This is a genomic window from Streptomyces sp. WM6372 (genome assembly GCF_001279655.1).
Classification (GTDB): Bacteria; Actinomycetota; Actinomycetes; order Streptomycetales; family Streptomycetaceae; genus Streptomyces.
Window position 1 is genome coordinate 47,386 of the sequence record NZ_LGDB01000001.1, and the last position, 20,006, is coordinate 67,391.

Genomic DNA, 20,006 nt, shown 5'->3' on the forward strand with positions numbered 1-20,006 from the left:
GCCGGGGACCGTGCTGGCGTGCCCGCCGCCCCCCGTGAACAGGCACGGCGGGGGGATGACCTGTAAAGATGACCGGGTGCGCACCGAGGACGTCCTGGCCGCCATCGCGACGGGCCTGTGGCGATGGGACAACGCCTCCGGGACGGTCACCCTCGACAGCGAGGCCGCCCGGCTGCTCGGGCTGCCCGCCGAGCCCGTCGTGCTCCCGGAGGTCGTCGTACGGTCCCGGTTTCACCCGGTGGACTGGAACGAGATCAACGGAATCGTCAACCTGGCGGTGGCCGAGGACACCCTCGCGGAGGCCCGGCTGCGGATCATGGACGAGGACGGGCGGGTGCTGCGGACCGTACGCAGCCGCTCCAAGCCCGTGGAGAACCGGTCCGCCGACGGCCACGTCGACTACGAGCTGATCGGCACCATCCAGGAGATCGCCGAGCCGCAGCCCGGCACCACCGCCGCGCACACCCCGATCACCGGCGACTGGCGGCGTTCGCGCGAGGCGTTCCTGCTGGACGCGGGGCGGGCGCTCGCCGAGGCCCGCTCCACGGCCGAGGTGCTGCGGGTCGCCGCCTCTCTGTCGATGCCCGGCTTCAGCCCCGACGGGCTGGCCGTCTTCGGGGTGGCCGGGGACCGGCTGTCGATCATCGGGCACCACGGGCACGGCCCCGGGGACGAGGCGCCCTTCACCGAAATGCGGCTGGAGACGGACTACCCGGCCGCCGAGGTCGTCCGTACGGGACGGGCGATCTACGTCCCCAGCCCCGAGGAGTACAAAAGGCGGTTTCCGGCCACCTGGCCGCTCGCCCAGCGCTTCGGCCGGGTCTCCTGGGCCTTCCTCCCCCTGATCGTCGCCGGGCGCACCATGGGCGCTTGGATGGCCGCGTTCAAGCACCCGGTGTCCTTCTCCCCGGACGAGCGGTCCGTCCTGACCACGGTGGCCCGGATGCTCGCCCAGGCCCTCCAGCGGGCGGGCGTGGCCGAATCCGAGCGGGAACTCACCTCCGGCCTGCAACGCTCGATGATGCCGACGCTGGGCCCCGACATCCCGGGCATGCAGATCGCCGCGCGGTACGTCCCGACCGGCGGCGGGCTGGAGGTCGGCGGCGACTGGTACGACATGATCCCGCTGCCGTCGGGCCGGTTCGCGCTGGTCATCGGGGACGTCCAGGGGCACGACGTACAGGCCGCCGGGCTGATGGGCCAGCTGCGGATCGCGGTGCGCGCGTACGCCTCCGAGGGCCACCGGCCGGACGCGGTGCTCTCCCGCGCCTCGCGCTTCCTGGCCGGCATCACCGATTCGTACGAGGACTCCGACTTCCGCAGCCCGCGCTTCGCGACCTGCCTGTACGTGGAGTGCGACCCGGCGACCGGACTGCTGGAGGTGGCCCGCGCCGGCCACCCCGACCCGGTGATCCGGATGACGGACGGCACGGTGCTGATGCGCCCGACCGCCGGGGGCCTCCCGCTCGGCATCGTCCCGGACACGGACTACCCGACGACCCGGTTCACGCTGGAGCCCGGCGAGACGATGATGCTCTGCACCGACGGGCTCATCGAGACCGGCGGGCACGACCTGGACACGGGCTGGGCGCGGCTGCGGGCGATCCTCGAGTCCGAGACGAACGAGCCGGACGGGACCCACGGGTCCGACGCCCTGGAGAAGCTGGCCGACCTGCTGGTCCAGGCGGTGCACGGGCCCTCCTCGCACCACACCACCGGCCCGCTGGCCGACCGGCGCGAGGACGACATAGCCGTCGTCCTGCTGTGCCGGGAGGACGCGGACTGCGGCTGCGGGGCCCCGGCGGCGCACCCGGTGCGGCCGGCGCGCCGCACGATGCTGACCGTGGCGCAGGCGGAGCCGGAGCGGATCGCGGGCGCGCGCCGGCAGATCCGGGAGCTGCTGCACGACTGGGCGGACGCGGAGCAGGTGGATTCGGCGGTGCTCATGGTCTCCGAGATGGTCACGAACGTCCTCATGCACACGGACGGCGACGCGCTGCTGGTCGCGGAGGCGGTGGGCGAGCTGGGGACGCGGCGGCTGCGCATCGAGGTCGCGGACGCCAGCGACGAGCTGCCGCACAAGCGGCACCCGGGAGAGATGGCGTCGAGCGGGCGGGGCGTCCTGCTGATGGAGATGCTGGCGGACACCTGGGGCGTGGACCCGCGCGGCGAGGGCAAGTCGATCTGGTTCGAGATGGACGAACAGGCCAAGGAGGACTGAGCCCGGGCGGGGCGGGAGGACCGGCCCCCGGCGGCAAGGCGGCACCGGAGTGCCGTGGTTGGATGCACGGGTGCTGACTCTGCTTCCCCCGCCGGTCAGGCGGCTGGCCGCCTGGTGCACGGTCGCCCTGCTCGTCACCGGCGTGGCCGCCGTCGGCGTGTGGCTGTGCATCACGTTCAAGACCGCCGTCACGCCCGTCCTCCTCGCGCTGCTCGGGGCCGCCCTGCTCGGGCCGATGCACCGGCGCCTGGTACGGGTGGGGGTGCACCGCTCCCTCGCCGCCGCGCTCACCTGCCTCGCCGTGGTCGCGGTCTTCGGCGGGGCCGGGTACGTCGTCGTCCACGCCCTGATCAGCACCGGCGACCAGATCCTCGACTCCCTCCGGCAGGCCGGACAGGACCTCGCCGAGCGCTTCGGGCCCGCCGGCACCTCTCTGGAGGACCTGGCCTCGAACGCCAAGGAGCTGCTGGCGAAGTTCGGCGGTACCGCCGCCTCCGGTGTCATCACGGGCATCAGCGTCGTCGGCGAGGTGCTCACCACCGCCGTCCTCGCCCTCCTGCTGATGTTCTTCTTCCTGCGCGACTCGCACCGCGCCGCCGCCACCCTGCGCTCGCTCGCGCCCCGGGCCACCGGCGACACCGTGGAGGCGATGGCGCGGCGCGCCTTCGACGCCGTCGAGGGCTTCATGCGCGGGACCACCTTCATCGCGCTGATCGACGCCGTGTGCATCACGGTCGGGTTGCTCGTGCTGCGCGTCCCCGGCGCCGTCGGCCTCGGCGCCCTGGTGTTCGTCGGCGCGTACATCCCGTACCTGGGCGCCTTCATCTCCGGCGCGGTGGCCGTCCTCGTCGCCTTCGCCGAGCGGGGGTGGATCATCGGCCTGTGGGCCGTGGGCGTGGTGCTCGCCGTACAGGTGCTGGAGGGGCACGTCCTGCAGCCCGTGATCCAGAGCCGGACCGTCCAGATGCACCCCGCCGTGGTCATGCTCGCCATCACCGCGGGAGCCAGCGTCGCCGGGATCCTCGGCATGCTGCTGTCCGTACCGCTGACCGCGGCGGCGTTCGGTGTGGTGTCGGAGATCCGCGGGCGGTACGCGGGGGCCGAGCACACCGGGTAGCGATGTTTTCCGGACAACCGTGAAACGGTCCCTGATCATCCGATCGGGGAGGAGTGAAGACGCCCGTTTTCCGGCAACCGTCCTCTCCTGCGCACATCCGGAAATGGATCGCTCACGTCCGTACGAACGGCGCCCGCGCACCCCCGGAACACATTCGGCCGCTCTCGCCCGCAGCCCTGGAACCCACTGGTACGGAATTCGTCTTCGTGCCATCGTCTTTCACCGGACCGGGGGGACCAGCTCGGCGCTCGTGGCTCAAACGGGCGCGGCAATTCCTCTCGGCTGCACGAACGATCTGTCGGCTCATCGAGAGGATGACAACGTGCGTCGCAAGGCAGTTCAGTTCCTGGCCATTGCCCTTTCCACCGCCGCGTTCGGCATCGGAGCGGCCTCCGCCGCCCAGGCCGGCGACTACAACACCGACGGGGTACGCATCCGCCAGACCCCGTACACGAGCGACACCCGCGTCAACGGCCTCGGCTACCGGAGCCAGACGATCACGCCCATCTGCTACTCGGAGGGCACGAACGTCAGCGGCAACCCGTTCTGGACCAAGCACAAGAACAACAACACCGGCGTGGTCGGGTTCGCCTCGGAGACGCTGCTGAACAAGATCGCCCAGCCGCACTGCTGACGGCCAACAGCCGTATGTGATCAGCCCGCAGGCACCTGGTGCCGGGACCGCTGGAATCGGTCCCGGCACCGGGCTCGCCCGGCAGTTTAGGGCCACCCGCACACCACGGAAAGGTCGATCGTGCCGCGCTCCAACCGGTCCTCCCGCCGGCCGCCCGGATCACCCGGGCCCCTCGGCGCGCTGCCTCTCGGCGCACTGCTCCTCGCCGCCGCCCTGACCGCCTGCACCGGCGGCTCCGGAGGTTCCGGTGACACCGGCAAAGCGGGTACGGCGTCGCTGCCCGCAGCGGAACCCAAGGTGAGCGTCACGCCGCAGGCGGATCCCGTTCACGCCGGACTCCCGCTGGACGCCTACGCGTTCGACAAGGAGCAGCTGAAAGTCATGCAGCAGGCCCAGGACATTCTCACGGACGCGTGCATGCACCGGCTCGGTTTCGCGGCGTTCAAGAACTCGAATACGTACGCCAATACCGGCGGCGAGCACGGAAGTACCGGAATCGGCCTGGTCGACGCGGAATACGCGAAGAAATTCGGCTACCGGACGGGCGGTGCCTCGCCGGACCGCCCGAGGGACACGAAGAAGCAGGACCCGAACGAGACGGCGGCCCTTTACGGTCCGCAGGACGGAGCACCCGCGCAGCCCGGCGCCCCGGAGGGCGGCTGTTCGGGCGAGGCGACGCGCAAGCTGTACCCGCAGAGCGGAAAGGCCGGCACGAAGCTGCTCGACGAGCTGACCCAGCAGACGAACGACCGGGCGCGCGGCGACAGTCGGGTCGTGGCCGCCATCGGCCGGTGGAGCGCCTGCATGCGTGACGCCGGGTTCCAGGTGAAGACCCCCTGGGAGCTCCAGGACATGGAGGGCACCCGGTGGACCGGGCCGGTCACCTCCGAGGAGGTCACCGCCGCCACCACGGACGTGTCGTGCAAGCAGAAGAGCAAGCTGACCGACACCTGGACCGCGGTGCTGACGGCGTACCAGAACACCGCCGTGGAGAAAAACAAGGACGGGCTGGGGCAGGAGAAGAAGAACCTGGCCGAGCAGGTGAAGACCGCGGGGAAGGTCCTCAAGGACGGAACGGCGTGACGCGCCCCGCCCGGGTCGTGGCGGTCGCGGCCGTCTGCGCGTGCGCGGCGCTGGCCCTCGCCGCCACCGGATGCACCTCGCCCGCCGCCGGTACGGCCGCCCGGGCCACGGCCTCGGCGAGCGGGAACGGGCTCGTCGCGCCGACCCCCGACGTCCGCCAGGCGTACGACGCGTACTGGACCTCCTGGCTGGCGGCCGGCCAGAAGGCGGACCCCGCCGATCCGGCGCTCGACCAGATCGCCACCGGGGCCCAGTTGGACGACATGCGCGCCATGCTGAAGCACTTCGGCGAGGGCGGAAAGGTGCTCCGCGGCGAGGTCGGGCACCGGATCGACGGAATGGACGTCTCCGGCGAACAGACCCGCGTGGTCCAGGACTGCGTGGACCTCGACCACTGGCTCATCTACGACCGCGCGAGCGGCGCGCTCGCCGACCAGTTGCAGGACAAGCCCTCCCAGCTGTCCGCGTTCACCCTCGTCCGCGAGCGGCTCGGCGCGCCCTGGAAGGTCACGTCGGTCTCGGTGCTCGGCGACTGCTGACGGCGACTGCCGACGGCGGCTGTTGAACGGAGAAGTGGGTTTCACGTGAAACATCAAGAGGCCGCCGCCCCCGAGGAGTCGGACACCGCCGTCGAACCCGACGACGTACGGGCCTCGCTCGGCCGGCGGCGACGGATCCTGGTCTGGGTCGTCGCGGGCGCCGTCGCCCTCACCGGGGCCGGGGTGGTCCTCGCCACCACCATCCGCTCCCCCGCCCAGGTCGCGGCCGATGCCGCGCCGCCGCCCGCGTCCGTCCTGGCCGACCGGGTCGAACGGCGGGTGCTGACCTCCTCGGTGGTCGTACGGGGCACGGTGGCCGCCGAGCAGTCCCTGACGGTGTCCCCGGGGGCCGGAGCCGCCGCGGCCGCCGGGACGGGCGGGAAACCCGTGGTCACCCGGGTCAACAAACAGCCCGGGGCCGCCGTACAGGCCGGTGACGTACTCGTCGAGGTGTCGGGGCGGCCGGTGTTCGCGCTGCCCGGGTCCCTGCCCGTGTACCGGGACCTCAAGCCCGGGGCCACCGGCAAGGACGTCGGGCAACTCCAGGAGGGGCTCAAGGCGCTGGGCCACCCCACCGGCAAGGATCCGTCGGGCACCTACGGCGCGGGCACGAAGACCGCGGTCGCCGCGCTCTACGCGGCGCTCGGCTACACCCCGCGGCCCGCCGACCCCGGCGACGCCGAGAAGCTCCAGGCGGCGGAGGACGCCGCCGATACCGCCCAGCGGGGGGTCACGACCGCCAAGAGCGCCCTCGCCAAGGCCAAGGCGGGCGGCGGAACCGACACCGCCGAGGCCCAGCAGCAGCTCACCTTCGCCCAGCAGGACCTGGCCAAGGCCACCACCCGCCTGGAGGCGGCCCGGGCGGCGGCCGGCCCCATGGTCCCGGCGGACGAGCTCGTCTTCGTCAAGGGCTTCCCGGCGCGCGTGGACGCGGTCAAGGCGGCGGTCGGGGAAGTCGTCCCGGACGGGCTGCTCACGCTGTCGGCGGGTGCCCCGGTGATCCGGGCTTCGCTCCCGGCGCACCAGAAGGACCTGGTCAAGGCGGGGATGAAGGTCGAGGTGCTGTCCGAGGCCACCGGGCTCACCGCCACCGGGACGGTCGCCTCGGTCGCCACCGCCCCGGCCCCGGCCTCGGGCGGCGCAGTGCCGGGCGGCTCGGGCGGCCCGGGCTCCGGCGGCTCCGGTGCGGGAGCGGGTTCCGGTGCGGGGGAGAACGCCGCGCAGGACTCCGGCGGTTACGCGCTCACCGTCACCCCCGGCCAGACGCTCGACGCCCGGCTCTCCGGACAGGGCGTCCGGCTCACCGTGACCGCCGCCTCCTCCGGCGAACCGGTGCTGGTCGTACCGCTCTCCGCCGTCTCGGCGGGCGCCGACGGCCGGACCACCGTCACGGTGCTGGGCAAGGACCCCGCCGCCGCGGACGCCCGGCGCCGGGTCGAGGTCCGGGCCGGGATGTCCGCCGACGGAATGGTCCAGGTGGAGCCGGTCGGCGGCGGCGCACTCGCCGACGGCGACCGGGTCCTCGTCGCGCAGGCGAAGCCGTGACCGCCCCGGACCCCGCGCGGGAGTCGGCCGGCGCCCCCGCCCCGGTCGTCCGCTTCGAAGGTGTCGGGCTCACCTACCCCGGACCGCCGCCCGTGCAGGCGCTGCGGCCCTGCGAACTGACCGTGGAGCGGGGCGAGTACGTCACCGTGGTCGGCCCCTCCGGTTCCGGGAAGTCGACGTTCCTGAACGTCGCCGGGCTCATCGACGCCCCGACCACCGGCCGGTACCTCCTCGACGGCATCGACACCGGGGGCCTGCGCGACCGCGACCGGACCGCCCTGCGCGGGCAGCGCATCGGCTTCGTCTTCCAGTCCTTCCACCTCCTGCCGCACCGCAGCGCCCTGGAGAACGTCCGCCTCGCCATGGTCTACAACGGCGTCCCGCGCGCGGAGCGCGCCGAGCGGGCCCGTACGGCGCTGGAGCGGGTGGGCCTCGGGCACCGCACCGGCCATCTCCCGACCCGGATGTCGGGCGGCGAGCGCCAGCGCGTGGCCATCGCCCGCGCCCTGGTCGCCGGGCCCTCGCTGCTGCTGTGCGACGAGCCCACCGGGAACCTGGACACCGCCACGGCGGGCGCCGTACTGGCCCTGCTGGACGAGCTGCACGCCGACGGGCTGACCCTGCTGGTCATCACGCACGACCCGCACGTGGCGGCCCGGGGCCGGCGGACGGTGTCCATCCGCGACGGGGTCCTGAGCGAGGTCGTCCCCGTATGAAGAACCCCCTGAGGAACTCCCTGACGAACGCCTTGAGAAACGCCCTGAGGAGCATCGGGCGACGGCGCGGCACCGACACCGGCGCCGACACCAGCACCAACACCGGCACCGGCACCGGCACCGGGATCACGCCCTCCCGCCTGTCCCTGCGCGACCTGCTCTCCGAGGCCCTGGCCGGGATGCTCCAGCGCCCCGCCCGCTCGGCGCTGACCGGCCTCGGCACGGTCCTCGGGGTGGGCACGTTCGTGGCGATCCTGGGGCTGACGGCCACCGCCTCCTCGCAGATCGACAGCCGCTTCAACGCCCTGACCGCCACCGAGGTCGGCGTCCAGGACACCGCGGGCGGCGCCGACCCCAAGCTCGCGCAGCAGGTGCCCCTCGCCTTCCCCCGGGACGCGGACACCCGCGCGGGCTCCCTCAACGGGGTACGCGCGGCAGGGGTGTTCTGGCCGGTGCCGCTGGGCGGCACCACCGTACGGTCCGCCCCGGTCGCGGGGGCGGCCGGCGAGCGGATCCCCGTCGTCGCCGCCTCCCCGGGGATGCTGCGCGCCGCCGGACTGACGCTGGGCTCCGGGCGGGCGTACGACGCCTTCCACGACGGGCGCGCCGAGCAGGTCGCGGTGGTGGGCTCGGCGATGGCGGCGCGGCTCGGCATCACGACGCTGGAGAGCCGCCCCGCGGTGTTCATCGGCGAGCACCCGTTCACGGTGATCGGCATCGCGAGCGGCGCGGACCGCAAGCCGGACCTGCTGCTGTCGGTGATCGTGCCCCGGGGCACCGCCGAGAGGCTGTGGGGGCCGCCGGAGAACGCGCAGCGGGCGCGGATGCTGGTGGTGACCGAGCTGGGGGCGGCCCGCCAGGTGGCCGCGGAACTGCCGCTCGCCCTGCGCCCGGACCATCCCGACTGGCTGACGCCCGCGCCGCCGCCGGACCCGAAGGCGCTGCGGGCGGGGGTGACTTCGGACCTGGACCAGCTGTTCCTGCTGCTGGCGGCGATCTGCCTGGTCATCGGGGCGGTCGGGATCGCCAACACCACGCTCGTCGCGGTGCTGGAGCGGACCGGGGAGATCGGGTTGCGCCGGGCCCTGGGGGCGCGCGGGCGGCACATCACCGCCCAGTTCCTGGCCGAGTCCGCCGCGCAGGGGGCGGTGGGCGGGCTGGTGGGCACCACACTGGGCACCCTGACCGTGGTCGGGGTGGCGGCGCTGCGCGACTGGACCCCGGTGATGTCGCCGCTCACCGTCGCCGCGGCGCCGCTGATCGGTCTGGTCACCGGGGTCCTGGCCGGCCTGTACCCGGCGTGGCGGGCCTCCCGTACGCAACCGGCGGAGGCACTGCGCCGCTAGGACCGGCGAAGGTCCTGCGGGGTGGTCAGGAGTGCTGGTCCGCCGACTTCGTGCGCTCCCGGGCGGTGGTGGGGATGGTCCCCAGCCGGCCCGCCTGGAAGTCGTCGAAGGCCTGCTGGAGCTCCTGCCGGCTGTTCATGACGAACGGCCCGTAGTGCGCCATCGGCTCCCGGATGGGACGTCCGCCGAGGATGACGACCTCCAGGTCCGGGGTGTTCGAGTCCTGGGCCTCGTCCGCCCGCACCGTGATCGAGCCGCCCTCGCCGAAGACCGCCGTCTGCCCGGTGTGGATGGGCCGCCGGTCGGTGCCGACGCTGCCGCGGCCCGCCATGACGTACGCGAGGGCGTTGAAGTCCTCACGCCACGGGAGGGTGACCTGCGCGCCCGGGGTGACGGTCGCGTGGATCATCGTGATCGGGGTGTGGGTGATGCCGGGACCGGCGTGGCCGTCCAGGTCACCGGCGATCACGCGGAGCAGGGCGCCGCCGTCGGGGGTGGACAGCAGCTGGACCTGGCCGCCGCCGATGTCCTGGTAGCGCGGGGGCATCATCTTGTCGGAGGCGGGGAGGTTCACCCACAGCTGGAGGCCGTGGAAGAGCCCGCCGGACACGACGAGGGACTCCGGCGGGGCCTCGATGTGCAGGAGGCCGGAGCCCGCCGTCATCCACTGGGTGTCACCGCCGTTGATGACTCCGCCGCCGCCGTTGCTGTCCTGGTGGACGAAGGTTCCGTCGATCAGGTACGTGACGGTCTCGAAGCCGCGGTGGGGGTGCCAGGGCGTGCCCTTGGGCTCGCCCGGCGCGTACTCCACCTCGCCCATCTGGTCCATCATGATGAACGGGTCGAGGTGCTGGTAGTTGATCCCGGCGAACGCGCGGCGCACCGGGAACCCCTCGCCCTCGAACCCACCCGGGGCGGTCGTGACGGCCAGCACCTTGCGGGCGGCGGTCTCCTGAGCGGGCTCGGCGACGCGGGGGAGCGTCAACGGGTTCTCCACAGTCACTGCAGGCATGGTCGGAGCCTCCTTCTGCGTCGAGTTTAGTTGAAACTCGAACTTTCTGCCACGCCCCCACAGAACAGGAGGGGCCCCGAGGGAATTCCCCCCGGGGCCCTACGCCTCTCACCTGCACCTATGCGGTCACGGCGTGACGACGACCGAGTTGATAGGTGTCAGGTTCACCCACCAGAGCTCGTCCTGACCCATCGTGTAACAGGTGCCCGTGCCGTTCCACCCGGTGCACAGCTTGAACTTCCAGCCGTCGGTCTGGTTGTTCTTCACGTAGTGGTAGTTGTCCTGGTTGCTCAGGTTGTAGGTCCCCGCCCGCCCGAAGGAGTTGGTCGGGCCGGTGCCGAGCGCCGCGCCGGCCCCCCAGATGCAGGCGTCACCGGACCGGCAGCCGTAGAAGTCCTGGTCCGAGGCCGACGCCGGCGCCGCCGCCAGGACCCCCGTACCCAGCGCCATGACCCCGGTGGCCGCCAGCGCGGCGAGCTTCGTGCGGATCGAAATGCGTGACATCGCGTCTCCCTGGTCCGATCGGTGGAGCGGGGCCCCCGTGTCCTCCCCCGCAGCACCGATGTTCGGGACCCCCGGCGTCGGCCGCGATCCTTTCGGGCGTGCCCGAAAGGATCCGTGGTCAGCCGCCGCTGTGCAGCAGGTCCACGCCCAGCCCGGTGGCCGAGTGGAGGACCGCCTTGCCGTCCCGCTCCGTGGTGATGAGACCGGCCGCGCGCAGCGTGCGCGTGTGCTCCGAGACCGACGGCAGGCTGATGTCCAGGTCCCGGGCCAGCTCGCTCGTGGTCCGCTGCTCGACCAGCAGCTGGAGCACGGCCGCCCGGGTGCGGCCCAGCAGGGCGTCCAGCGCACCTTCCGCCCGGCCCGGTCCGACCAGCGGCAGCGGGGTCATCGCCGGGTAGTGCAGGACGTGCGACCCGTCCGGCAGGTCGGCCAGCAGCGGGCGCCCCGTCCAGAACGCCGAGGGCATCAGCACCAGGCCGCGGCCGCCGAGCCGGACCTCGTAGTCCGGTGGCAGGCCCACCTCGAAGGCGGTGTCCGACCAGGCCGCCGCCGGATGCACGCTCGCCAGGCACGCCTTGATGCCGTGGGCGGCCAGGAGCCGGGTGCGCCAGGCGACGTCCGCCCGGAAGGACTGGCGGATCTGCGGCCACCGCGGGGCCACGACCACCTCGTACGCGCAGCGGATCGCGCCGTCCAGCAGGTCCCACGCCTCGCGGTCCTGACCCCACAGCGCGCGCAGCCAGGACGCCCGGCCGGGGGCGCGGGCGGCGGTACGGTGCAGCTGGTCCGCGGTCAGCAGGGGGCCCGCCTCCCGGACGGCGGCCAGCCCCTCCTCCAGGCTCCGCGCGACGGGCTCGACGAACTGAGGATTGTCGCCGTCCGGCCGCAGCAGATCGAGCAGCGGGCGCGCCCGGTCCGGTAACTCCCGGCTGATCCGGCTGCGCCAGCGGCCGAAAACGGCCTGCTCGTCCACGCGCTGCCAGGCGATCAGCGCCATCGACAGCTCCACCAGCGGCAGCGGCTCGCTCGCGAAGGTGACGTTGAGCAGGTCCTCCGCCGTGAAATGCACTCGCAGCACGATCCGCCCCCCGGCCGTCGCAGCACGATCCCCCCGGCTACGGCCTCGGTCAGCCGTACATGCGGCGCATCGCGTAGTCGACCATCTGCTCCACGGCCTTCGCGTCGAAGACCATGCGGTGGTCGCCCTCCATGTCGAGGACGAAGCCGTAGCCGGTCGGCAGCAGGTCGATCACCTCGGCGCCCGTGATGACGAAGTACTTGGACTCCTTGCCGGCGTACCGGCGGAGCTCCTTGAGCGTGGTGAACATGGGGATCACCGGCTGCTGCGTGTTGTGCAGCGCCAGGAAGCCCGGGGTCTCACCGCGCGGGCAGTAGACCTTCGACGTGGCGAAGATCTGCTGGAAGTCCTCGGCGGACAGCGACCCGGTCGTGAAGGCCCGCACCGCGTCGGCGAGCGACGGCGGCGAGGGCTCGGGGTACAGCGGCTGCTCGCCGTACCCGCCGGCCATCTGCTGCGGGGCGGCGTACTGCTGCCCTGCGCTCACGTTCTGGTCGTAGCCGTACATAGGGCGAAGCCTACCGAGCGCCCCCGACCCCGTGGACGCGCATTCCCGCCAGGGTTCCGGGCCGGCCGCCGGCTGGAGCGCGGCTTGACCCTGGTCACAGTCGCCACATCAGGGGTTGCGTCTTATTACCGGTGGGTAGCATCATGACGTTACCGATTGGTATGTACGAGGAACCTGTCTTCCCGAGCCTTAACGGAGCCGTCGCCATGGGGCACTACAAGTCGAATCTCCGCGACATCGAGTTCAACCTCTTCGAGGTGCTCGGCCGCGACAAGCTGTACGGCACCGGACCGTTCGGTGAGATGGACACCGAGACCGCCAAGAGCGTCCTGTCCGAGATCGCCCGCCTCGCCGAGAACGAGCTGGCCGAATCCTTCGCGGACGCCGACCGCAACCCGCCGGTCTTCGACCCGGCCACCAACACCGCGCCGGTCCCGGCGTCCTTCAAGAAGAGCTACGAAGCCTTCATGGACTCCGAGTACTGGCGCCTCGGCCTGCCCGAGGAGATCGGCGGCACCACCTCGCCCCGCTCCCTCATCTGGGCCTACGCGGAGCTGCTGCTCGGCTCGAACCCGGCCATCTGGATGTACTCCTCCGGCCCGGCGTTCGCCGGCATCCTCTTCGAAGAGGGCAACGAGGCGCAGAAGAAGGTCGCCCAGATAGCGGTCGAGAAGCGCTGGGGCTCCACCATGGTCCTCACCGAGCCGGACGCCGGTTCGGACGTGGGCGCCGGCCGCACCAAGGCGATCCAGCAGGAGGACGGCTCCTGGCACATCGAGGGCGTGAAGCGCTTCATCACGTCCGGTGAGCACGACATGGAGGAGAACATCCTCCACTACGTCCTCGCCCGCCCCGAGGGCCACGGCCCGGGCACCAAGGGCCTGTCCCTCTTCCTCGTCCCGAAGTTCCACTTCGACTGGGAGACCGGCGAGCTGGGCGAGCGCAACGGCGTCTACGCGACGAACGTCGAGCACAAGATGGGCCTCAAGGCCTCCAACACGTGCGAGATGACCTTCGGCGACCAGCACCCCGCCAAGGGCTGGCTGATCGGCGACAAGCACGACGGCATCCGCCAGATGTTCATGATCATCGAGTTCGCCCGCATGATGGTCGGCACGAAGGCCATCGCGACGCTCTCGACCGGCTACCTGAACGCCCTGGAGTACGCCAAGGAGCGCGTGCAGGGTCCGGACCTGGCCAACTTCATGGACAAGACGGCCCCCAAGGTCACCATCACGCACCACCCGGACGTGCGCCGCTCGCTGATGACGCAGAAGGCGTACGCCGAGGGCATGCGCGCCCTGGTGCTGTACACCGCCTCCGTCCAGGACGCGATCCAGCTCAAGCAGGCCGCGGGCGAGGACGCCTCCGCCGAGATCGGCCTGAACGACCTGCTCCTGCCGATCGTGAAGGGCTACGGCTCGGAGCGCTCGTACGAGCAGCTCGCGCAGTCGCTGCAGACCTTCGGCGGTTCCGGTTACCTTCAGGAATACCCGATCGAGCAGTACATCCGGGACGCCAAGATCGACACCCTCTACGAGGGCACCACGGCGATCCAGGGCCAGGACTTCTTCTTCCGGAAGATCGTCCGCGACCAGGGTGCCTCGCTGAACGTCCTCTCCGAGACGATCAAGAAGTTCCTGGCCGAGGCCGTCGGCGGCGAGGAGCTGGCCGGCGCCCGCGACGCGCTCGCCAAGGCCGCGGTCGACCTGGAGGCCATCGTCGGCCAGATGATCGTCGACCTCACCGCCACCGGCGAGGACGTCAAGAACATCTACAAGGTCGGCCAGAACACCACCCGCCTGCTGATGGCCTCCGGTGACGTGGTCGTCGGCTACCTGCTGCTCAAGGGCGCGGCCGTGGCCGCCGAGAAGCTGGCCGCCGGCGCCCCCGCGAAGGACGTCCCCTTCTACACCGGCAAGATCGCGGCGGCGAAGTTCTTCGCCTCGCAGGTGCTGCCGAACGTCTCGGTCGCCCGCGCGCTGGCCGAGACCGTCGACAACTCCCTGATGGAGCTCGACGAGGCCGCGTTCTAGCCTCCACCGTCATCCAGCCGCCGGCCGGGCCCTCCCAGGGGGCCCGGCCGTCGGCATTCACAGGTTGTCGGTGGTTCGTGGCACGCTCGTAGACATGAGTCCGGCAGAGCAGCACAGCCACAGCAGGGGGTACTCCGTCCCGACCGGGCGGCCGTACGCCCTCAAGGAGCTGCAGGCCGCCCTGGGCAGCCTCGGCGACCATCTGCGGGAGCTGTACGACGGCGCCCACCCCGCCGAGTACGAGGCCGTCGCCGACGCCCTCTACACCGCCTTCCAGACCGCGGCCGGGCTCGCACCCGCCAAGAGCTACACCGGCTGCTCCGAGCACCCCAACGGGGCCCTGGACCCCGAGGCGCCCGACGGCTGGGGCCGCTGCCTGATCTGCAACGACCGGCGCCGCCTCGGGCTGCGCGCCCAGGGCGCCCGCGCGGCGGCCGCCGCCCCGCCCGCGGGGGAGCAGCGCCGGCTGGGCTACCCCGTGCCGGACCCCCCGTACACGCTGCAGTCCCTGCGCGATCACCTCCGCACGGTCGAGGACCGCCGCTTCCACCTGGGCTTCTCCTCTCCCGCGGAAGAGTTCGTCCGGATAGCGGACGACCTCCACCGGGCGTTCATCGTGGCCCGCGAGCTGTCCCGGCCGCGCAACGCCTCCGGCTGCTCCGAGCACCCCGGGGCGCCCATCGACCCGGACGCACCGCCCGGTGAGGCCTGTATCTTCTGCGCCGGACGCAAGAGACGCGCGCAGCGCTCCGCGACGACCCCGGAGATGCTCCCGCGCATCCGCCGGGGCGAGCGCAGGCAGCTGCAGCGCAGATTCGAGCGCCCGCCGGGCTGAAGAGCCGCCGGGAAGTGGACCACACAGCCCGCGGTACCGGCGTTTCGGCTATCCGCCGCAGTCCGACCATGGCGAACACGACCGTCGTTAAGGTGAACCACATGAGCTCTCCCGCCCGCTTCGACCGCGGCCACACCGACGATCTGATGACCTTTTTGACGGCCAGTCCGTCGCCGTACCACGCCGTGGCCAACGCGGCCGAGCGGCTGGAAAAGGCAGGCTTCAGGCAGTTGTCGGAGACGGACGCCTGGGACTCGGGCACCGGAGGCCGGTTCGTCCTGCGCGGCGGCGCGCTCATCGCCTGGTTCGTCCCCGAGGACGCGACGGCGCACATGCCGTTCCGCATCGTCGGCGCGCACACCGACTCCCCCAACCTGCGGGTCAAGCCGCTGCCCGACACCGGCTCACAGGGCTGGCGGCAGCTCGCGGTCGAGATCTACGGCGGCACGCTGCTCAACACCTGGCTGGACCGGGACCTGGGCCTGGCGGGCCGGCTGACCCTGCGCGACGGCAGCGAGCGGCTGGTGAACGTGGACCGCGCGCTGCTGCGCGTCCCGCAGCTGGCCGTGCACCTGGACCGGTCGGTCAACAGCGAAGGCCTCAAGCTCGACAAGCAGCGCCACATGCAGCCCATCTGGGGTCTGGGTGACGCCCAGGAGGGCGACCTCATCGCCTTCCTGGAGGAGGAAGAGGGCCTGCCGCAGGGCTCGGTGGCCGGCTGGGACCTGATGGTCCACTCGATCGAGCCGCCGTCGTACCTGGGGCGCGACCACGAGCTCGTGGCCGGCCCGCGCATGGACAACCTGATCTCGGTGCACGCGGGCGTCGCGGCGCTGGCCGCCGCCTCGACCGCCGACAAGCTGGACCACATCCCGGTGCTGGCCGCGTTCGACCACGAGGAGAACGGCTCGCAGTCGGACACGGGCGCGGACGGGCCGCTGCTGGGGAACGTGCTGGAACGTTCCGTCTTCGCACGTGGGGGCACGTACGAGGACCGCGCGCGGGCCTTCGCGGGCACCATCTGCCTGTCCTCGGACACCGGCCACGCCGTGCACCCCAACTACGCGGAGCGGCACGACCCCTCGCACCACCCGCGCGCCAACGGCGGCCCGATCCTGAAGGTCAACGTCAACCAGCGGTACGCGACGGACGGCAGCGGGCGCGCGGTGTTCGCGGCGGCGTGCGAGCGGGCCGGCGTGCCGTGGCAGACGTTCGTCTCGAACAACTCGATGCCGTGCGGGACGACGATCGGCCCGATCACGGCCGCCCGGCACGGGATCCAGACGGTGGACATCGGCGTCGCGATCCTGTCGATGCACAGTGCCCGCGAACTGTGCGGTGCGGACGACCCGTACCTGCTCGCGAACGCGCTGGTGGCGTTCCTGGAGGGCTGACGCCCGTCGTTCGGCCACCCGCGCCGCTTCCCTCGACCGGGGTGGCGGCGCGCGGCGGCGGCCCGGGACTCGACTGCGGGACTCGACTGCGGATTCGGCTGCGGGATTCGGCCGGGCGGGTCGATCTTGGGCGGCCACGCGGTGTGATGAACCGATGGTGACACTCCGTCATGTTGTGCTGGGGTTCCGTCCTTCCCGGCCGACAAGGAGAGTCCCGTGCTCCGCCTGTTCCGCCTCTTCCTCATGCCGCGCATCGCGGGCGCCGTGGGCGTCGCCCTCGCGCTGCTCGTGGCCGCCCCCGCGGCCGCCACTCCGAAGCCGCCGCAATCCCCGGACGCGTCGCTGTCCCTCAAGGACCCGAGGATCGTCGCGCACTTCGACTTCGAGGCCGGCCAGACGCCGGAGAACATCGCCCTGGAGCCCGACGGCTCCGCCGATCTGACCCTCGCCCTCGCCCGCCAGGTGGTCCGCGTGGACCGGAACGGCGGCAAGCGGGTCCTCGCGACCCTGCCCGACGTCGCGGACCCCCAGACGCCGCTGCTCGGCGTCGCCGTCGTGTCCGGGATCGTCCGCACCCATGACGGCACGCTCTACGTCGGCTACAACACCGGAACGGCCGAGACCGGCATCTACCGGATCACGCCCGACCGCAAGGTCTCCAAGCTCGTCGCCATGTCACCGAAGGGCTTCGTGAACGGCCTCGCCCTCGACGAGCACCTCGGCCTGCTCTACGCCGCGGACTCCGTCCTCGGCACGGTGTGGCGCATCTCCCTGGACGACGAGCCCGAGGTGACCGCCTGGGCCACCGGCACGGCGCTGGAGCCGACCACGTTCATCGGCGCGAACGGCATCAAGGTGCGCGACCACGCGGTCTGGGTGTCGAACTTCGACCGGGCCACGCTGCTGCGGATCCCGGTCGACCGGGACGGGTCCGCGGGGCGGATCAGGAGGCACGCCACCGGGCTGACGGGGATCGACGACTTCGCGTTCGCCGGACACGGCGAGACGGTGCTCGCCGCGCTGAACACCACCGCGAGCGAGCTCGCCCTGGTCCGGCCCGACGGCACCCACACCATCGTGCTGACCGGTAAGGACGGGCTGTCCGGACCCACGTCCGTGGCGGTCCGCCACCACAAGGTCTTCGTCACCAGCGGCGCCTTCCTCACGGGCATCGACCCGAACCTGCTGGTCGCCGACGTGGAGAAGGGCAAGGACAAGCCCAAGGAGCACGGCAAGCCCGAGGAGCACGGCCAAGAGGCCGACCACGCCAAGCCCGAAGACCACGGCCAGGACGCGGACCACGCCAAGCCCGAGGACCACGGCCAGGACGCGGACCAGGGCAAGCCCGAGGACCAGGGCCAGGACGAAGAGCACGGCGAGCACCAGGACCACGGCAAGCCGAAGGACCAGGGCCAGGACGAGGACCGCGACCAGGACGAGGATCAGGGCCAGGGCCAGGACGAGGACGACGGCGGGCGCGAAGGCTGATCCAATGCCCTACGGCCGGGACCCCACGCGGGCCCCGGCCGTACGACGTCGTCCAGCCGGTTGCCCCTAGGCGTCCATCCCGGCGAGGACGAGCGGCAGCCGCGTGGCGCCGCCGGCCGTGACGGTCACCGGCACGCCCCAGTCCTGCTGGTGCACGTGACAGGCCGGGTACTCGTTCGCCGGGTCGTCGTCGCACGAGGCCGCCATCGCCGAGACGTGCAGCACGCCCTCCGTGACCTCCGGGTTCAGGGCCAGCTCCCGGAACAGGTCCGTCCCGGTCCCCTCGCCGCCCACCAGCAGCTCCGGCGGGGTCGAGGACACCATCAGCCGCGTCGACGGCCCATAGCGGGTGTCGAGCTTCTGGCCGGTCGGCGCCTGGAACACCACGTCGAGCCGGAGCGTGCCCGGGGCGACCTCCGTGGCGGCCCGCTGCGTGCGGTGGGCGACGGCGTCGACCCGTACCGCCTCCTCCGGCAGCCGCAGCCGGGTCAGCCGGTGCCGGGCGGACTCGACGACCAGGATGTCCTCGCCGACCAGCACCGCGTCGCTGGGCTCCCGCAGGTCGGTGGCCAGGGTGGAGACCTGCCCGGTCGCCGGGTCGAAACGGCGCAGCGCGTGGTTGTACGTGTCGCACACCGCGACCGAGCCGTCCGGCAGCGCGGTCACCCCGAGCGGGTGCTGGAGCAGGGCCTGGGCGGCGTCGCCGTCCCGGTGGCCGAAGTCGAACAGGCCGGTCCCGACGGCGGTCCGTACGACGTACCCCTCGGCCCCCTCCGCCCCGTCGGCCCCCTCGCCCGCGGGTTCCACGTACCGCAGGGCGCTGTTCTCGGAGTCGGCGATCCACAGCCGGTCCCCGGCGGCCGCGAGCCCGGACGGCTGGGCGAGCCAGGCCTCCAGGGCGGGGCCGTCGTGCAGGCCCTCGCTGGTCGTCCCGGCGGAGACCGCGACGGTCCCCGTCTGCGGGTCCCAGGTCCACAGCTGGTGCACGCCCGCCATGGCGATCCACACCTTGCCCTGCCACCAGGCGACGTCCCACGGCGAGGACAGGTCCACCTCCAGGGCCGGACCGGAGGTCGGGGAGCCCTGCCACCACTGCCGGCCGGTGCCGGCGACGGTCTCGACGGCGCCCGTCGCGGGGTCGAAGCGGCGCAGGGCGTGGTTGACGGTGTCGGCGACGATCACGGACCCGTCGGGAAGCAGCGCCAGTCCCTGCGGCTCGCTGAAGGCGTCGGGGGTGAAGCCGCGCTCGCCGCTGCCGATGCGCCGTACGACGCTCTCGCCGTCGGGGGCCAGCTCCACGAGCTGGTGCCGCGTCGAGTCCGACACGAGCAGGTTCCCGCCCGGCAGCACGAGCGCCTTGCCGGGGAAGCGGAGGTCGGTCGCGACCGGCTCGGGCGCCACGTACGGCCCGTCACCGCGGCGCAGCGTGCCCTTGGCCGCGTGCTCGGCTTCGAGCTCCTCCACGAGCCGCGCGATGGCGTGCGCGTGCCCCTCGCCGGCGTGCTGCGCGACGATGTAGCCCTCGGGGTCGATGACGACGAGCGTCGGCCAGGCCCGTACGGCGTACTGCTTCCAGGTGGCCAGCTCGGGATCGTCGAGCACGGGGTGGTGCACCTCGTACCGCTCGACGGCGTCCACGACGGCCGCGTGCTCGGCCTCGTGCACGAACTTCGGCGAGTGGACCCCGATGATCACGACGGTGTCGCGGTGCTTCTCCTCCAGCTCGCGCAGCTCATCCAGGACGTGCAGGCAGTTGATGCAGCAGAAGGTCCAAAAATCGAGGATGACGACCCGGCCGCGCAGTTCGGCGAGGCTCAGATCCTTCCCGCCCGTATTCAGCCAGCCCCCCTTCCCGACCAGCTCGGGAGCACGGAGACGGGCACGGCGGGGCGCGGGGGTGTGCGCCGGGGCAGCATCGTTCATCCTTCAAGCTTGCCATCCGCCCGCGAA

At 72.4% G+C, this 20,006-nt stretch carries 17 protein-coding genes; 12 read left to right on the top strand and 5 right to left on the bottom strand.

Going from position 1 to position 20,006, the window contains the following annotated elements; translation table 11 throughout:
* Positions 1-76 precede the first annotated feature (76 nt).
* The 8 genes from ADK52_RS00240 (at position 77) to ADK52_RS00275 (ending at position 9,201) form a co-directional block, all read left to right on the top strand.
* Positions 77-2,221: an ATP-binding SpoIIE family protein phosphatase gene (locus ADK52_RS00240; protein ID WP_053687768.1), complete on the top strand. Its 2,145-nt coding sequence runs from the start codon at positions 77-79 to the stop codon at positions 2,219-2,221.
* Positions 2,222-2,294: 73 nt separating this feature from the next.
* A complete protein-coding gene (locus ADK52_RS00245) occupies positions 2,295-3,338 on the top strand; it encodes an AI-2E family transporter (RefSeq protein WP_053687911.1) in 1,044 nt (347 codons plus the stop codon).
* 322 nt (positions 3,339-3,660) lie between these two features.
* Positions 3,661-3,972: a hypothetical protein gene (locus ADK52_RS00250; RefSeq protein ID WP_053687769.1), complete on the top strand. Its 312-nt coding sequence runs from the start codon at positions 3,661-3,663 to the stop codon at positions 3,970-3,972.
* Between the two features lie 120 nt (positions 3,973-4,092).
* Entirely contained in the window at positions 4,093-5,055 is a 963-nt protein-coding gene (locus ADK52_RS00255; RefSeq protein WP_053687770.1) for a hypothetical protein, read from the top strand.
* Entirely contained in the window at positions 5,052-5,594 is a 543-nt protein-coding gene (locus tag ADK52_RS00260; RefSeq protein WP_053687771.1) for a hypothetical protein, read from the top strand. Before ADK52_RS00255 ends, ADK52_RS00260 begins: the two co-directional genes overlap by 4 nt.
* Before the next feature lie 45 nt (positions 5,595-5,639).
* Complete coding sequence (locus tag ADK52_RS00265; protein ID WP_053687772.1) at positions 5,640-7,139, top strand: hypothetical protein; 1,500 nt, start codon at positions 5,640-5,642, stop codon at positions 7,137-7,139.
* Positions 7,136-7,855 (top strand): ABC transporter ATP-binding protein, encoded by a 720-nt coding sequence (locus ADK52_RS00270; RefSeq protein WP_053687773.1) that lies wholly within the window; start codon positions 7,136-7,138, stop codon positions 7,853-7,855. Before ADK52_RS00265 ends, ADK52_RS00270 begins: the two co-directional genes overlap by 4 nt.
* The gene (locus ADK52_RS00275) at positions 7,852-9,201 is read left to right on the top strand and encodes an ABC transporter permease (RefSeq protein ID WP_078987749.1); all 1,350 of its coding nucleotides are present in this window, start codon (positions 7,852-7,854) and stop codon (positions 9,199-9,201) included. Before ADK52_RS00270 ends, ADK52_RS00275 begins: the two co-directional genes overlap by 4 nt.
* 25 nt (positions 9,202-9,226) lie before the next feature.
* Here ADK52_RS00275 and ADK52_RS00280 read toward each other — a convergent pair whose 3' ends face one another.
* The 4 genes from ADK52_RS00280 to ADK52_RS00295 form a co-directional block, all read right to left on the bottom strand.
* On the bottom strand, positions 9,227-10,213 hold the full coding sequence (locus ADK52_RS00280; RefSeq protein WP_053687774.1) for a pirin family protein: 987 nt from the start codon (positions 10,211-10,213) through the stop codon (positions 9,227-9,229).
* Between the two features lie 126 nt (positions 10,214-10,339).
* Positions 10,340-10,717, bottom strand: a complete 378-nt coding sequence (locus ADK52_RS00285) for a hypothetical protein (protein ID WP_053687775.1) — start codon at positions 10,715-10,717, stop codon at positions 10,340-10,342.
* Positions 10,718-10,835: 118 nt separating this feature from the next.
* The gene (locus ADK52_RS00290; RefSeq protein WP_053687776.1) at positions 10,836-11,795 is read right to left on the bottom strand and encodes an ArsR/SmtB family transcription factor; all 960 of its coding nucleotides are present in this window, start codon (positions 11,793-11,795) and stop codon (positions 10,836-10,838) included.
* A 49-nt stretch (positions 11,796-11,844) separates the two neighbouring features.
* Positions 11,845-12,303 carry an SseB family protein gene (locus tag ADK52_RS00295; protein WP_030153025.1) on the bottom strand — a complete coding sequence of 153 codons (459 nt, stop codon included), beginning with the start codon at positions 12,301-12,303 and terminating at the stop codon, positions 11,845-11,847.
* Positions 12,304-12,509: 206 nt separating this feature from the next.
* On the opposite strand from ADK52_RS00295, the gene ADK52_RS00300 reads away from it, so the two are divergent.
* From ADK52_RS00300 to ADK52_RS00315, 4 genes are all read left to right on the top strand, one after another.
* Positions 12,510-14,339: an acyl-CoA dehydrogenase gene (locus tag ADK52_RS00300; protein ID WP_053687777.1), complete on the top strand. Its 1,830-nt coding sequence runs from the start codon at positions 12,510-12,512 to the stop codon at positions 14,337-14,339.
* A gap of 94 nt (positions 14,340-14,433) precedes the next feature.
* The gene (locus tag ADK52_RS00305) at positions 14,434-15,174 is read left to right on the top strand and encodes a hypothetical protein (RefSeq protein WP_053687778.1); all 741 of its coding nucleotides are present in this window, start codon (positions 14,434-14,436) and stop codon (positions 15,172-15,174) included.
* 101 nt (positions 15,175-15,275) lie between these two features.
* Positions 15,276-16,568 carry a M18 family aminopeptidase gene (locus ADK52_RS00310; RefSeq protein WP_053687779.1) on the top strand — a complete coding sequence of 431 codons (1,293 nt, stop codon included), beginning with the start codon at positions 15,276-15,278 and terminating at the stop codon, positions 16,566-16,568.
* Positions 16,569-16,784: 216 nt separating this feature from the next.
* Positions 16,785-18,056, top strand: coding sequence for a hypothetical protein (locus ADK52_RS00315; RefSeq protein ID WP_063783735.1), 1,272 nt, complete (start codon positions 16,785-16,787; stop codon positions 18,054-18,056).
* 66 nt (positions 18,057-18,122) lie between these two features.
* Here the strand turns inward: ADK52_RS00315 and ADK52_RS00320 are convergent, their stop codons facing one another.
* Positions 18,123-19,979: an NHL domain-containing thioredoxin family protein gene (locus ADK52_RS00320; protein WP_053687780.1), complete on the bottom strand. Its 1,857-nt coding sequence runs from the start codon at positions 19,977-19,979 to the stop codon at positions 18,123-18,125.
* Positions 19,980-20,006: the final 27 nt, after the last annotated feature.